We start from the raw sequence: 13,848 nt of genomic DNA on the forward strand, positions 1-13,848 counted from the left end.
CGCGCGGGCGGCTTTCGTGCCGGACTCAGACCAGGCCGGTGAGATAAAAGACCGCGATGACGAAGAATACCGCGAGCGTCTTGATGACGGTGACGGCGAAGATGTCGCGGTACGACTCGCGGTGGGTCAGTCCGGTCACGGCCAGCAGGGTGATGACGGCGCCGTTGTGCGGCAGCGTGTCCATGCCGCCGCTGGCCATCGCCACCACGCGGTGCAGCACGTCGAGCGGGATGCCGGCGGCCTGCGCGCCCTGGATGAAGGTGTCGGACATGGCGGCCAGCGCGATGCTCATGCCGCCCGAGGCCGAGCCGGTGATGCCGGCCAGCGTGCTGACCGAGACCGCGGCGTTGACCAGCGGGTTGGGGATGCTCTTGAGCGCGTCGCTGACCACCAGGAAGCCCGGCAGCGCGGCGATCACGCCGCCGAAGCCGTATTCCGAGGCGGTGTTGAGCGAGGCCAGCAGCGCGCCGGCGACGGCGGCCTTGCTGCCTTCGGCGAAGCGCTGGCGCACGGTGCCGAACGCGGTCAGCACCACGACCACGATGCCCAGCAGCAGGGCGCCTTCGACGGCCCAGATGGCCGTGACCGAGGCGGTCGGGATCGAGACCGGCTTGGCCAGCCCCGGCAGCGAGAGCGAGCTGGTGGCGCCGTACCATTGCGGAATCAGGCGGGTCAGCGCGAAGTTCGCCACGCCCACCAGCACCAGCGGCGCGATGGCCAGCACGGGGTTGGGCAGGTGCGTGGTGGCCACCGGCTCCGGCTCGTTCACCAGCGAGGTGCCGTAGCCTTCGCCGCGCGCCACCGCCGCGCGGCGGCGCCATTCGAGGTACGCCAGGCCCACCGCGATGATGAACAGCGCGCCGAGCACGCCGAGCGCGGGCGCGGCCCACGCGGTGGTCTTGAAGAACGTGGTCGGGATGATGTTCTGGATCTGCGGCGTGCCGGGCAGCGAATCCATCGTGAACGAGAACGCGCCGAGCGCGATCGCGCCGGGCATCAGCCGCTTGGGAATGTTGCTCTGGCGATAGAGCTCGGCGGCGAACGGATAGACCGCGAACACCACCACGAACAGCGACACCCCGCCGTAGGTCAGCAGCGCGCACACCGCCACGATCACGGCGTTGGCGCGCGCGCTGCCGATGTAGCGGATCGCGGCGGCGACGATCGAGCGCGAGTATCCGGACAGCTCGATGACCTTGCCGAACACCGCGCCGAGCAGGAACACGGGGAAGTACAGCTTGACGAAGCCCACCATCTTTTCCATGAAGATGCCGGTGAAGGCGGGCGCGACCGCGGACGGATCGGTGAGCAGCACGGCGCCGAGGGCGGCCAGCGGCGCGAACAGGATGACGCTGTAGCCCCGGTAAGCGGCGAACATCAGGAATGCAAGGGCTGCAATGACTACGACAAACGACATGAGGTCTCCGCGAGGATCTTATTGATTTGAGCGCGCGCCCACGGCCGGGAAACCGGGCGCGCGCACGGCGACGGTCCCGCCCGCGGCAAGGGCCGCGCGGCGGGCGCCGCATGCCTTTGCACGGACCATGCCAGTGCTGGAAGTGGCTGACGAGCCATAAATCCGCGGAGAAGGTGGACGGAAAGGCATAACGAAGTCTCGAATCGTAGAATCCGGAGGGCGGATGTCCGTGCCACGCCGCGCCGCAGTCTCGGATATGAGAAACTTTGTCTCAATGTGGAGACAAAAAGCAAAGACGATGGCAACGACGGAGACGATGGAAACACTGAGCGAGATCGGCGACAGCGCGCTGGGCAACTACGATTCCGTGGCCCGCCGCGCGATGGAGTCGCTGTTCCGCACCTTCGAGAATTTCAGCGAAGGCACGATCGTGGTGGACGCGCAGGGCCGCGTGGTGTGGATCAACAAGCGCTATGCCGCGCGCTTCGGTTTCGCCGACCCGCGCGACGCCATCGGCCTGGATTGCGAGCGCGTCATCCCCAACAGCCTGATGCGCGAGGTGGTGGCGACCGGCAAGCCGATCCTGCTCGACATCCTCGAGACCGGGCGCGAGCCGATGATCGTGATGCGCCTGCCGATCAAGGACGGCGACGGCAACACCGTGGGCGCGGTCGGCTTCGCGCTGTTCGACGAGCTCAAGTCGCTCACGCCGCTGTTCCTGCACTACTCGCGCGTGCGCGAGGAGCTGGTCGCCACGCGCCGCACGCTGGAACAGGCGCGCCGCGCCAAGTACACCTTCGCCAGCTTCGTCGGCACCTGCGCGGCCACGCTGGAGGTCAAGCGGCAGGCGCGCCGCGCCGCGCTGGCCGACGCGCCGGTGCTGCTGCTGGGCGAGACCGGCACCGGCAAGGAACTGCTGGCGCATGCCATCCACGCCGCCTCGGCGCGCGCCGAGCGGCCGCTGGTCACGGTCAACGTGGCGGCCATCCCGGAAGCGCTGCTGGAAGTGGAGTTCTTCGGCGCCGCGCCGGGCGCCTATACCGGCGTCGACCGCAAGGGCCGCATGGGCAAGTTCGAGCTGGCCGACGGCGGCACGCTGCTGCTCGACGAGGTCGGGGACATGCCGCTGATGCTGCAGAGCAAGCTGCTGCGCGCGCTGCAGGACAAGGAGTTCGAGCCGCTCGGCTCCAACCGCATCATCCGCTCCGACGTGCGCATCATCGCCGCCACCTCGGCCGACCTGCCGGCGCTGGTGGCCGCGGGCAAGTTCCGCGCGGACCTGTATTACCGGCTCAACGTGCTGCCGGTCTACCTGCCGCCGCTGCGCCGGCGCCAGCCGGACCTGGTGCCGCTGACCTACGCGCTGCTCGAGGAAATCTGCGCGCGCGCCGGGCGCGACGCGCCGGTGCTGTCCGACGCGGCGCTGGCGCTGCTGGCCGGGCATGACTGGCCGGGCAACGTGCGCGAGCTGCGCAACGCGCTGGAGCGGCTGGTGATGATGCACGACGCCGACGATGCCGACGCGCAGGTGCTCGCCTCGCTGCTCGGCCGCGAGCCGGCGCCGCCCGCCGCGCCGGTCCCGGCGGAACCGTCGCCGGCAGCATCGTCCACATCGTCCGCATCGCTCGCATTGCCGGCTTCCCCGGCCGCGCGGGGCTTGCCGGCCGCGCCGCCGGCAGCCGCGCCGGCCGGTTACGCCGCCGCGATGGCGCGCTTCGAGGCGGACTACCTGATGCAGGCGCTGGCCGCGCATGGCGGCCACGTGGCCAGCGCCGCCGGCAGCATCGGCCTGAGCCGCGCCGCTTTCTACAAGAAGCTGACCGCGCACCGGCAGGCCGGGCTGCTGCCGCCCGAGGCCGCCGCCGCGCCCGCGGCCGGCGGCCGGGAAGGCTAGCGCGATCGGGGCTGGTGCCGGCCGCCCGCCGCCGCCTTGCGGAATCGTTCGCGCCGGCGCTTAAACCGTATATACTGTTTATATCGTTTTCGTTTCGTGAAAGAATCTGGATGCATTCCCCCATCATCAAGGCGCCGACCGACACAACCTTCTACTTCCCCATGAGCATGGATACTCCCGGCAAGCAGGCAGCAACGTCCCCCCGCAAGGCCCGCAAGACCTCCGCCAAGGCGGCTCCGGCCGAGGCCGCGCAGGCCGCGGCAAAAGCGCCGAAGGCAGCGAAGGCCGCCAAGGTGGAGAAAGCGGAAAAAGCCGTGAAGCCGGCCAAGGCGCCGAAGGCGGCCAAGCCCGCCAAGGCACCCAAGGTCGACAGCCCGGCCAAGCCCGCCGAAGCCGCCAAGGCCCCGGCCCCGGTGGCGGCCAGGCCGGAAGAAAAGGCCCGCCGCGCGAAGAAGGAAAAAGTGGTGCGCGACAGCTTCACCATGCCGAAGTCGGAATACGGCCAGCTCGACGCGCTCAAGGAGCGCTGCCTCGGCGCCGGCGTCGCCGCCAAGAAGAGCGAGCTGCTGCGCGCGGGCCTGATCCTGCTCGCCGGCCTCGACGACCAGCAACTGCTGGCCGCGGTCGCGGGCCTGGAAGCGGTCAAGACCGGGCGTCCCGCCAAGGCCTGATTCTCGACGCTGGCCGCCCGACGCCGGCCGCCCAAGGCCTGACCCGGCGCCGGGCGGCCGCGCCTACCTGACCAGCGCCAGCACGTCGCGAAAGCGCGCGTGCCGGCTGCTGCGCATCCACTCGAAGGCCGCCATCTCCACCGTCACCACGGCCGCGCCGGCCTGCCGCAGGCGCTCGGCCGCGGCGGCGTGGCTGGCCGGCTGGCGCGAGCCGGCCGCGTCGGTGACGAGGCTCACGCCGTAGCCGCGCCGCAGCAGGCCCATCGCGGTCTGCAGCACGCACACATGGGCTTCGCAGCCGGCGATCGCCACGGTCTTGCGCCCGGCGGGCAGGGCCTCGGCGAGGCCGTCCTCGCAGCCGTCGAAATGATCCTTGGCCACGGTCAGCCCGCACAGTTGCCGGATCTCCGCGAGATTCTCGCCCAGGCTGGCCGGGCTCTGCTCGGTGCCGATCACCGGCACGCCGAGCATGCCGGCGATGCGGGCGAGCCGCGCGCATTCCCGCAGCACGCGCTCGCCGTCATGGATGGCCGGCATCAGCCGCGCCTGCAGGTCCACCAGCACCAGCACGGAATCTTCGGCGTTCAGCAGCACGTTGGTCTCCTCGGTTTGCAGCGTTGGCTTCGGCGCGGTCCGGCCGTCATGGCCGCCCGCGGGCCCGCGCCTGCCAATTTAAACGCCGCGGCCGCTGTCCACAAGCGCGTTTCCCGCGGCGGTGGCGCCCGGCGCCGGAAACCTGCCGCCAAGCCGCCCGGTAAGCGCGCGCGCCGCGCTCCTGACCGCCAGCGCCCAGGCCGGGCGCAGCCGCTCGCGCGGCATGGTCAGCGTGATGGTGCCGGCAAGCTGCCCGGCGGGGCCGAAGACGGGCGCGGCGATGCCGGCGAGTTCCGGCTCGCGGTCGCCGCAGAGCACGACGACCCGCCGCTGGCGGATGCGCCGGCCGAGCGCAGCGTCGTTCTCGCTGTCCTCGCCGCCGTAGGCCTGCAGCACGCGCCCGCCCGCGCCGCGGTCCAGCGGCAGCAGGTCTCCCACGCGGATGTGGTCCCGCACCGGCTGCGGCGAGTCGACGCGGTGCAGGCACAGCCGGTACATCCCCTGGCGCACGTGGAAGGCCGCGCTTTCCCGCGTTGCCGCGCCCAGCTGGCGCAGCACCGGCATCACCAGCGGCTCGTAGGAGAACGACTGCGTGTAGACCGTGTGCAGCCTGGCCACGCCGGGCCCCAGCGCGTAGCGGCCGTCGGCCAGCCGCGTGACGAGCTGCGCGTGCTCCAGCGAGGCCAGCAGCCGCAGGGCGGTGCTCTTGTACAGGCGCGTGCGCTGCGCGAGCGCGCTCAGCGTCAGCGCCGGCGTGTCGGCGCCGAAGGCCGACAGCAGGCACAGCGCGCGGTCGACCGCCGCCACCCCGCCGGCCGCGGCGTGCTCGTCGGCCAGCGACGCGACGGCGGCGCGCCGGGGCATGGTGCGCGCGCCTTCAGCCGAACTTGAACAGGATGCCGTGGCCGCCGCGCGGGTAGTCCCACTCGATGTTCTGGTGGTCGGTGCAGAGGATGCGGCAGCTGCCGCATTCGAGGCAGCCGTCGGTGATCAGCGTCACCGCGCCGTTGCCCTCGGCCTTGTAGCAGGACGCGGGGCAGACGAAGGTGCAGCTCTTGCTGCCGCACTCGTTCAGGCACACGTCCGCGTCCCTGATGCGGATGTGCGGCCGCCCCGCATCCACGCGGTAGCGGTTCTGGAACAGTTTTTCCTCGACGTTGACGGGGATTGCGCTCATCGGAAGGCCCTCCAGAGTTTGTAGGCGTCGCCCACCAGGCCGGTGAGGGAACGGGTGCGGCGAAAGCTCGACAGGATCTCGCGCTCCTTGGTTTTCTTGTCCACGCCGTCGACCGTGATCATGGTGCGCGCGGCGCGCCCCAGCAGTTCGGGGTAGGTGGTGAAGAACTGCGGGTTCTGGTGCAGCACGCGCGGCATGTCGCGGTACTTGCGCAGGTCCTTCATGACGAAGCTGTCGTCCAGCGCCGCCTTGTAGGCCCGCAGCGCGCCGGCGCGGTAGCCGCTGCCCGCGGCCTTGGCCCGGATCACCGTCTGCGCGGCCAGGCGGCCGGTGGTCATGGCGAGGTTCGAGCCTTCGCGGTGCGCGGCGTTGACGAAGCCGCCCGAGTCGCCCACGATCATCCAGCCGTGGCCGTAGACCTGCGGGATGGCATGGAAGCCGCCCTCCGGGATCAGGTGCGCGCAGTATTCCTTCATCTCGCCGCCGGCGATCAGCGGCGCGATCGACGGGTGGCGCTTCATCTGCTCGAGCAGCACGTAGGGGCTGGTGCGGTTCGGGTTGGCCTTGAAGTCGCCGAGCATGCAGCCCACGCCGATGGTGAGCGACTCCTTGTTGGTGTAGAGAAAGCCCGTGCCCATCATGCCGTCGGTGATCTTGCCCACCATCTCGATGACCACGCCTTCCTCCTCGCCGACGTTGAAGCGCTGGCGGATGGTCTCCTCCGGCATGAACAGGATTTCCTTGACCGCCAGCGCCACGTTGCCGGCCTCGATCTCGCCGTGGAAGCCGGCCTTGCGCGCGAGCGTGGAGTTCACGCCGTCGGCCAGGATCACCACGTCGGCGTAGACGTCGCCCTGCTCGCGGTCGCACTGCACGCCGACCACCTGGTCGCCGTCCAGGATCAGGTGCCTGACCGTGGTCTCGCAGATCAGCAGCGCGCCGGCTTCGCGTACCTTGCCGCTGAACCACTTGTCGAACTGCGCGCGGATGATGGTGTAGCGGTTGTAGGGCGGCTTGTTGTAGTCCTCGCTGCGCACGTGGGTGCCGACGAACGAGCTGTCGTCGAGCATCCACAGCCGCTGCTCGATGATGTGGCGCTCCAGCGGCGCGTCCTCGCGGAAGTCGGGAATGATCTCTTCCAGCGCCTGGGCGTAGAGAATCGCGCCCTGCACGTTCTTGCTGCCCGGATATTCGCCGCGCTCGATCTGCAGCACCTTCAGGCCGGCCTTGGCCATCAGGTAGGCGGCGGCGTTGCCGGAAGGCCCGGCGCCGACCACGATGGCGTCGAACTGGGACGGTTTCTTCATGATGTCTCTCCTCAGGCGGCGTGCCGGCCGCCGCGCGACAGGTGCTCGGCGAACGCCTGCGTCAGCGCCGGCAGCACCTGCAGCGCGTTGCCGACGATGCCGTAGTGGGCGAAGTCGAAGATCGGCGCGTTGGGGTCGGTGTTGATCGCCACGATCACGTCCGCGCTCTCCATGCCCACGCGGTGCTGGATGGCGCCGGAGATGCCGGCGGCGATGTAGAGCTTGGGCCGCACCGTCTTGCCGGTCTGCCCGACCTGGCGCTCGGCCTCGACCCAGCCGGCCTGCACGCAGGGCCGCGTCGCGCCCACCTCGCCGCCCAGCACGCGCGCCAGCTCGAACACCAGCTTGAAGTTCTCCGGGTTTTTCAGGCCCTTGCCGCCGCTGACGATGACGTCGGCGTAGGGCAGGTTGATCTTGTTGCTGCTGGCGTCGGCGATGAAGTCGAGCAGCTTGGTGACGATGGCGCTCTCCACCATGCCCAGCGTTTCCTGCACGATCTCGCCGCCGCGCCCGGCCTGGGCCTGCGGCATCGCCATCACGCGCGGGCGCACGGTCGCCATCTGCGGGCGGTAGGCCAGCGTCATGATCGTGCACAGCAGCGAGCCGCCGAAGGTCGGCCGCGTCGCCGCCAGCGCGCGCGAGACCGGGTCGATGTTGAGCTCGGTGCAGTCCGCGGTCAGCCCGGTGAGCAGCGTGGTGGCCACCGAGCCCGCGAGGTCGCGGCCCATCGAGGTCGCGCCCAGCAGCAGGATCTCGGGCTGGTACTTGTTGACGAGGTCGGTCAGGCCCTTGGTGAAGGGCTCGTTGCGGTAGCCCTGCAGCACCGCGTCGTGCACCACGTAGGCCTTGTCGGCGCCGTAGGTGAAGGCCTGCGCGGCGAACTGCTCGAGCGGCTCGGCGGGGCCGCCGAGCACCACCACGCTGACCGCGCTGCCGAGCGTGTCGGCCAGCTTGCGCGCCTCGCCCAGCAGTTCCCACGAGACCGTGTGCACCTGTCCGCGCTCGTGCTCGAGGAAGACCCACACGCCCTTGTAGGCCTTCAGGTGCTCGGGCAGCTCCAGGTTGCGGCCGGCGCGGCCGGCCGGCTTCTTCACGGCGGGAGTAGCGGGAGTAGCGGGGGTGGCGGCGGGAGTCGGGGCGTTCATGGTGCCTCCTTCATCAGCAGGTCCGCCTCCAGGGTCGGATGGCGGGTGAAGATCTTCTGCAGCAGGTTGAGCGACACGTCGCGCAGGCTGGAGGTTTCCAGCGCCAGCATCTCGGCCTTCTCGCTGCGCGGGGTCGGGCCGAACACCTTGCTGACCACCGTGGGCGAGCCCTTCAGGCCGATCTTGCCCAGGTCCTCGATGCCGGCCTGCTCCTTGTTCCACTTGCGCACCGGATAGCCGGCCGCGTGGATCATCGCCGGCAGCGTGGCGAAGCGCAGCTCGTTGGTGTTCTCCAGCATGGTGATCAGGCACGGCAGCGCGGTCTTGAGCACCTGCACGCCGCCCTCGGCGCGCCGCTCGACGGTGATGGTGCGCTGCTCCAGGTCGGTCTCGACGATGCGCGACACGTAGGTCAGCAACTGCAGCCCCATGCGCTTGGCGATGCCGGGGCCGACCTGCGCGGTGTCGCCGTCGATGGTCTGCTTGCCGGTGAAGACGATGTCCACCGCCTGCTCGCGCGCGATCTGCCGCACGCCGGCGGCCAGCGCGTAGGAGGTGGCCAGCGTGTCGGCGCCGGCGAAGGCGCGGTCGGTGACCAGCACGGCATCGTCCGCGCCATAGCCGATGCACTTGCGCAGCGCGTCCTCGGCCTGCGGCGGGCCCATGCACAGCATGGTCACCTTGCCGCCGAAGCGGTCCTTGAGCCGCAGCGCCTCTTCCAGCGAGAACAGGTCGTACGGGTTGACGATGGCCGGCACGCCCTGGCGCATGATGGTGTTGGTGACGGGGTGGACGCGGATCTGCGCGGAGTCCGGCACCTGCTTGATACAGACGACGATATGCATGGCGATGCTCCTTCGCGTCAGGCCACGGCGCGCGCGGGCAGCGCGGCGCGCACGCTGTCGAGCGAGACGTGCTGCTGCCCGTCGACGTCCTGGAACACCTTGAACACCTTCTCGCGCGCCGGCGTGGAGACCACGAAGTCGCCGTAGGCCTTTTCCAGCAGCGCGCGGTACGAGGTGAACAGCGCCAGCTCGTCGTCGGCGGGCAGCTCGGCCTGCTGGCGGATGTACTGGAAGAACCGCTTCAGGATGTGAAGCCGGCTGACGTTGACGATCTTCTGGTCGAACGACACCCCGAAGAACTGCAGGAAGTCTTCGGCCGAGGACAGGGCCTTGAGCTGCTGGGTCAGGTTTTCCATGATGCGCATCCTCAGTTGAGGGTTTCGGAACGGGGCTGGTCGAACGCCGGTTCGGCACAGCGGTCTTCGCAGGCCTCGCAGCCCTTGCCGGGGTCCGCCCGCGGCGCCGCGCCGGCCTGCTGCTCCAGCACCGCGACGCGCTCCAGCAGGCAGGCGATGGCCTTGCCCACCGGATCGGGAATCAGGTGGTGGTCGAGGTCGAAGCCGTGGGCGGCGCGCTGGCGCCGCCGCGCCACCACGCGCCCGGGAATGCCGACCACCGTGGCGTGCTCCGGCACCGCGTCGATCACCACCGAGTTGGCCGCGATGCGCGCATGGCTGCCGACCGTGATCGGCCCCAGCACCGAGGCGCCGGCGCCGACCACCACGTGGTCGCCCAGGGTCGGGTGGCGCTTGCCCGGGTGCCAGCTCGTGCCGCCCAGCGTGACGCCGTGATAGAGCGTGACGTCGTTGCCGATCTCCGCGGTCTCGCCGATCACCACGCCCACGCCGTGGTCGATGAAGAAGCGCTCGCCGATGCGCGCCGCCGGATGGATGTCGATATGCGTGAACAGGCGCGCCACGAACGACAGCCAGCGCGGCAGGTAGCGCCAGCCGCGCCGCCACAGCGCGTGCGCCACGCGGTGCAGCGCGAGCGCCTGCACGCCGGGGTAGATGGTCCAGACCTCCACCAGGCTGCGCGCGGCCGGGTCGCGCTCCAGCACGCAGCGCGCGTCGGCGCGCAGCAGCCGGTGCCACGGCGGCGGGGGCACGGCGGCGTCCGGCGCGATGGCCACGGCGCAGTCCCCGCCGCTCACGGCAGCTCCCCCGCGGTCTCGACCGCCTCGAACAGGAAGCGGCGCAGGTCGGCGGCGCTGGGGGTCTGCTTGTACTGCATCGCGTGGTTGCGGATGCGGGTCAGCAGCGGGCCCACCAGCGCGTCGTCGAGCACCACGCCGAGCGCCTCGTAGGCCTGGCGCACGCCCTGCGAGCCCGAATGCTTGCCCAGCACCACGCTGCGCTGGCGGCCGAGCTCGGCGGGGTCGAAGCTCTCGTAGGTGGAGGCGTTCTTGGCCAGCCCGTCGGTGTGGATGCCGGACTCGTGCGTAAACACCCCGCCGCCGACGATGCTCTTGTTGAGCGCCACCGGCCGGCCCGAGGCCAGCGCCACCAGCCGGGAGATGCCCAGCAGCGCGGTGGTGTCCACGCCGGTGTCGCGGCCGTGCAGGTGGCGCACCGCCATCACCACTTCCTCCAGCGCGGCATTGCCGGCGCGCTCGCCCAGGCCGTTGACGGTGGTGTTCGCGTGGGTCGCGCCGGCGCGCAGCGCGGACAGCGTGTTGGCGGTGGCCATGCCGAGGTCGTTGTGCGCGTGGATCTCGATTTCCATGTCGACCGCGTCGCGCAGCCGCGCGATGGCCTCGTAGGTGGAGAAGGGATCGAGCACGCCCAGCGTGTCGGCGAAGCGGATGCGCTGCGCGCCGCACTGCTGCGCGTGGCGCGCCACGTCGGCGAGGAAGGCCGGGTCGGCGCGCGACGCGTCCTCCGCGCCCAGCGACACCTTGCGCCCGCTTTTCACCGCCGCGCCGAGCACGCGCGTGATCTGCGCCAGCACCCACGCGCGCGGCTGGCGCAGCTTGTATTGCAGGTGGATGTCGGAGACCGGGATCGACAGGTGGACGATGTCGGGCCGGCAGCGCAGCGCCGCCGCGAGGTCGGTGTCGGTCAGGCGGCCCCAGACCATCAGCTCGGCATCGAGCTGCAGGTCGGTGATGGCCTGGATGCAGGCGATCTCCTCCTCGCCCATCGCCGGGATGCCGATCTCCATCTCGGGCACGCCGGCCCGCGACAGCGCCGCGGCGATCGCGCATTTCTCGTCAACCGTGAAGGCCACGCCGGCGGTCTGCTCGCCGTCGCGCAGCGTGGTGTCGTTGATGATGGGGTTCGACATGGCAGGGGTCCTTGGTCCGTTCCCGCTCTTCTTTGCAAGGGGTGTGCCATGCGCAAACGCGACAAAAAAACGGTGCCGGCGAACGTTGCCGGCCAGCCGGCGGCGCGGCACGCGCGGCGCGTGTCGCGAATGTTCCGTTTCTGACAGCGGGGTGGTTGGGGCGGGTGTTGGCGTTCGGATTGCCCGCGCGTTTCAGTGACTGGTGGTCTGCTTCCCTCTCCCATGTCTCCGGTCTGTGCACATGGGAGAGAGGAGCAAACCACCAGCCGTTCGGGTCCGTCAGCGCTCCCGCGCGTGATTGCGCGTATGCAGCGGCAGTTCCACGGTGAGGTCCGCGTCGCGCAGTTTCACGCAGCAGGCCAGGCGCGACTGCGCGTCCAGGCCCCAGGCGTGGTCGAGCTGGTCGCTCTCCTCGTCGTCGGGCGGCGGCAGGCCGGCGCCGCCGGCGCGCACGTGGACGTGGCAGGTGGCGCACGCGCCCACCATCTCGCAGGCATGCTCGAGCGCGATGCCCGAGGCCAGCAGGCTTTCGCACAGCGAGGCGCCGCGCCGGGCCTGGATGTCCAGCCCGTCGGGGCAGAGTTCGGGATGAGGCAGTACGTGCACGCGGGGCATGGGCGCCACCTGTTCAGTCCAGACTGTCCACGGTGCGCCCGGCGAGCGCCTTGCGGATCGAGGCGTTCATGCGGCGCGCGGCGAACGCTTCGGTGGCGGTGCCGAGCGCGGCGGCGAGGCGCTTGAGGTCCGCGGCCGGCGCCTGCGTTTCGAGCGCCTCCGCGACCGCGAACAGCGCGCGCCTGACCTCGCCGTGCTCGGCCGGCGACAGCAGCGCGCCATCGGCCTTGAGCGCCGACTCGGTGGCGTCCAGCACGCGCCGCGCGTCGACCTGCGCCTCGCGCAGCATGCGCAGCTGCATGTCCGCCTGCGCGCTGCCGATGGCTTCGCGCAGCATGTCGGCGACCTGCAGGTCGGTGAGCCCGTACGACGGCTTGATCTCGACGTGCGCCTGCACGCCGCTGGCCTGCTCGCGCGCCGTCACCGCCAGCAGGCCGTCGGCGTCGATCTGGAAGCCGACGCGGATGCGCGCGGCGCCGGCCATCGCCGGCGGGATGCCGCGCAGCTCGAAGCGCGCCAGCGAGCGGCAGTCGGCGATGGTCTCGCGCTCGCCCTGCACCACGTGGATCGACATCGCGGTCTGGCCGTCCTTGAAGGTGGTGAACTCCTGCGCGCGCGCGGTGGGCAGCGTGGAGTTGCGCGGGATGATCTTCTCGACCAGCCCGCCCACGGTCTCGATGCCGAGCGACAGCGGGCAGACGTCGAGCAGCAGCCACTCGTCGGCGCCGCCGTTGCCGGCCAGCACGTTGGCCTGCATCGCCGCGCCGAGCGCCACCACCTGGTCGGGGTCGAGGTCGGTGAGCGGCTCGCGGCCGAAGAACGCGGTCACGGCCGCGCGGATCTGCGGCATCCGCGTCGAGCCGCCGACCAGCACGACGCCATCGACGTCCTGCGCCGCCAGCCCGGCGTCGCGCAGCGCGCGCCGCGCGGCGGCGACGGTGCGCGCGGTCAGCGCGGCGGTGGCCGCCTCGAAGTCGCCGCGGTCGACGTCGAGATGCAGCTCCGCGCCGCCCAGGCTGACCCGGAACGGCGCGGCGGCGCGCGCCGACAGCGCCTCCTTGCAGGCGCGCGCGGCGCGCCGCAGCGCGGCCTTGTCGGCCGCGGACTGCGCCGCGCGGCCGGTCTTGCGCAGGAACCAGCCGGTCAGCGCGGCGTCGTAGTCGTCGCCGCCGAGCGCGGCGTCGCCGCCGGTGGCCAGCACCTCGAACACGCCCCGGGACAGGCGCAGCACGGAAATGTCGAAGGTGCCGCCACCGAGGTCGTAGACCGCGAAGGTGCCCTCGGCCGCGCGGTCCAGCCCGTAGGCGATGGCCGCCGCGGTCGGCTCGTTGAGCAGCCGCAGCACCGGCAGGCCGGCGATGCGCGCGGCGTCCTTGGTGGCCTGGCGCTGCGCGTCGTCGAAGTAGGCCGGCACGGTGATCACCACGCCGGCGAGCTCGCCGCCCAGCGACTGCTCGGCGCGCCCGCGCAGCACGCGCAGGATGTCGGCGCTGACCTGCACCGGCGAGCGCTCGCCGGCCGCGGTGGCCAGTCCCACCATGCCGGGCTGGTCGACCAGCCGGAACGGCAGCGCGGCGGCATCCCCGAGGTCCGCCAGGCAGCGGCCCATGAAGCGCTTGACCGAGACGATGGTGTTGAGCGGGTCGTCGGCCGCGCGCGCCTGCGCCTGCCGGCCGACCTCCACGCCGCCGTCCGGCAGGTAGCGCGCCACCGACGGCAGCAGGCATTCGCCGTGCTCGTCCGGCAGCACCAGCGCCTGCGCGCTGCGCACCGTGGCCACCAGCGAGTTGGTGGTGCCCAGGTCGATGCCCGCGGCAAGCCGGCGCTGGTGGGGCGCCGTGCTCTGGCCGGGTTCGGCGATCTGCAGTAGAGCCATGAGCCGGTATTCCTTGTCCAG

Annotated in this window: 14 protein-coding genes; 2 read left to right on the forward strand and 12 right to left on the reverse strand. The window is 71.2% G+C overall.

Going from position 1 to position 13,848, the window contains the following annotated elements; all coding sequences use genetic code 11:
- Positions 1–25: 25 nt before the first annotated feature.
- Positions 26–1,417, reverse strand: coding sequence for a GntP family permease (locus KF708C_RS02435; protein WP_029043404.1), 1,392 nt, complete (start codon positions 1,415–1,417; stop codon positions 26–28).
- Between the two features lie 298 nt (positions 1,418–1,715).
- Here KF708C_RS02435 and KF708C_RS02440 point away from each other — a divergent pair, with 298 nt between their 5' ends.
- Both KF708C_RS02440 and KF708C_RS02445 read left to right on the forward strand, forming a co-directional pair.
- A complete protein-coding gene (locus KF708C_RS02440; RefSeq protein ID WP_370552784.1) occupies positions 1,716–3,311 on the forward strand; it encodes a sigma-54 interaction domain-containing protein in 1,596 nt (531 codons plus the stop codon).
- A gap of 14 nt (positions 3,312–3,325) precedes the next feature.
- Complete coding sequence (locus tag KF708C_RS02445) at positions 3,326–3,982, forward strand: hypothetical protein (protein ID WP_370552785.1); 657 nt, start codon at positions 3,326–3,328, stop codon at positions 3,980–3,982.
- Between the two features lie 63 nt (positions 3,983–4,045).
- On the opposite strand, the gene KF708C_RS02450 is transcribed toward KF708C_RS02445, so the two are convergent.
- The 11 genes from KF708C_RS02450 to hscA all read right to left on the reverse strand — a co-directional run bounded on the left by KF708C_RS02450 (position 4,046) and on the right by hscA (position 13,827).
- Positions 4,046–4,576, reverse strand: a complete 531-nt coding sequence (locus KF708C_RS02450) for an isochorismatase family protein (RefSeq protein ID WP_059410640.1) — start codon at positions 4,574–4,576, stop codon at positions 4,046–4,048.
- Positions 4,577–4,654: 78 nt separating this feature from the next.
- Positions 4,655–5,440 carry an IclR family transcriptional regulator gene (locus tag KF708C_RS02455; protein WP_059410641.1) on the reverse strand — a complete coding sequence of 262 codons (786 nt, stop codon included), beginning with the start codon at positions 5,438–5,440 and terminating at the stop codon, positions 4,655–4,657.
- A 13-nt stretch (positions 5,441–5,453) separates the two neighbouring features.
- A complete protein-coding gene (locus KF708C_RS02460) occupies positions 5,454–5,753 on the reverse strand; it encodes a ferredoxin family protein (RefSeq protein ID WP_059410642.1) in 300 nt (99 codons plus the stop codon).
- Positions 5,750–7,060 carry an FAD-dependent monooxygenase gene (locus KF708C_RS02465; protein ID WP_020202123.1) on the reverse strand — a complete coding sequence of 437 codons (1,311 nt, stop codon included), beginning with the start codon at positions 7,058–7,060 and terminating at the stop codon, positions 5,750–5,752. The genes KF708C_RS02460 and KF708C_RS02465 overlap by 4 nt, the downstream gene beginning before the upstream one ends.
- 11 nt (positions 7,061–7,071) lie before the next feature.
- Entirely contained in the window at positions 7,072–8,205 is a 1,134-nt protein-coding gene (locus KF708C_RS02470; protein ID WP_029043403.1) for an electron transfer flavoprotein subunit alpha/FixB family protein, read from the reverse strand.
- Positions 8,202–9,050: an electron transfer flavoprotein subunit beta/FixA family protein gene (locus tag KF708C_RS02475; RefSeq protein WP_020202121.1), complete on the reverse strand. Its 849-nt coding sequence runs from the start codon at positions 9,048–9,050 to the stop codon at positions 8,202–8,204. The genes KF708C_RS02470 and KF708C_RS02475 overlap by 4 nt, the downstream gene beginning before the upstream one ends.
- Positions 9,051–9,067: 17 nt before the next feature.
- On the reverse strand, positions 9,068–9,406 hold the full coding sequence (gene nifW / locus KF708C_RS02480) for a nitrogenase stabilizing/protective protein NifW (RefSeq protein ID WP_059410740.1): 339 nt from the start codon (positions 9,404–9,406) through the stop codon (positions 9,068–9,070).
- 11 nt (positions 9,407–9,417) lie between these two features.
- Positions 9,418–10,203: a serine O-acetyltransferase gene (gene cysE, locus KF708C_RS02485; protein ID WP_020202119.1), complete on the reverse strand. Its 786-nt coding sequence runs from the start codon at positions 10,201–10,203 to the stop codon at positions 9,418–9,420.
- Positions 10,200–11,336 (reverse strand): homocitrate synthase, encoded by a 1,137-nt coding sequence (gene nifV / locus KF708C_RS02490; protein ID WP_020202118.1) that lies wholly within the window; start codon positions 11,334–11,336, stop codon positions 10,200–10,202. The genes cysE and nifV overlap by 4 nt, the downstream gene beginning before the upstream one ends.
- Positions 11,337–11,615: 279 nt before the next feature.
- Positions 11,616–11,951, reverse strand: a complete 336-nt coding sequence (locus KF708C_RS02495; RefSeq protein ID WP_020202117.1) for a 2Fe-2S iron-sulfur cluster-binding protein — start codon at positions 11,949–11,951, stop codon at positions 11,616–11,618.
- Between the two features lie 13 nt (positions 11,952–11,964).
- On the reverse strand, positions 11,965–13,827 hold the full coding sequence (gene hscA / locus KF708C_RS02500) for a Fe-S protein assembly chaperone HscA (RefSeq protein ID WP_059410643.1): 1,863 nt from the start codon (positions 13,825–13,827) through the stop codon (positions 11,965–11,967).
- Positions 13,828–13,848 lie beyond the last annotated feature (21 nt).

This window comes from Cupriavidus basilensis (assembly GCF_000876015.1).
Taxonomy (GTDB): domain Bacteria; phylum Pseudomonadota; class Gammaproteobacteria; order Burkholderiales; family Burkholderiaceae; genus Cupriavidus; species Cupriavidus basilensis_B.

Bases quoted from the DNA above. Each gene is read 5' to 3' on its own strand.
- KF708C_RS02435 (WP_029043404.1), bottom strand. From the start codon at position 1,417: ATGTCGTTTGTCGTAGTCATTGCAGCCCTTGCATTCCTGATGTTCGCC.
- KF708C_RS02440 (WP_370552784.1), top strand. From the start codon at position 1,716: ATGGCAACGACGGAGACGATGGAAACACTGAGCGAGATCGGCGACAGC.
- KF708C_RS02455 (WP_059410641.1), bottom strand. From the start codon at position 5,440: ATGCCCCGGCGCGCCGCCGTCGCGTCGCTGGCCGACGAGCACGCCGCG.
- KF708C_RS02460 (WP_059410642.1), bottom strand. From the start codon at position 5,753: ATGAGCGCAATCCCCGTCAACGTCGAGGAAAAACTGTTCCAGAACCGC.
- KF708C_RS02465 (WP_020202123.1), bottom strand. From the start codon at position 7,060: ATGAAGAAACCGTCCCAGTTCGACGCCATCGTGGTCGGCGCCGGGCCT.
- KF708C_RS02470 (WP_029043403.1), bottom strand. From the start codon at position 8,205: ATGAACGCCCCGACTCCCGCCGCCACCCCCGCTACTCCCGCTACTCCC.
- KF708C_RS02475 (WP_020202121.1), bottom strand. From the start codon at position 9,050: ATGCATATCGTCGTCTGTATCAAGCAGGTGCCGGACTCCGCGCAGATC.
- nifW (WP_059410740.1), bottom strand. From the start codon at position 9,406: ATGGAAAACCTGACCCAGCAGCTCAAGGCCCTGTCCTCGGCCGAAGAC.
- nifV (WP_020202118.1), bottom strand. From the start codon at position 11,336: ATGTCGAACCCCATCATCAACGACACCACGCTGCGCGACGGCGAGCAG.
- KF708C_RS02495 (WP_020202117.1), bottom strand. From the start codon at position 11,951: ATGCCCCGCGTGCACGTACTGCCTCATCCCGAACTCTGCCCCGACGGG.
- hscA (WP_059410643.1), bottom strand. From the start codon at position 13,827: ATGGCTCTACTGCAGATCGCCGAACCCGGCCAGAGCACGGCGCCCCAC.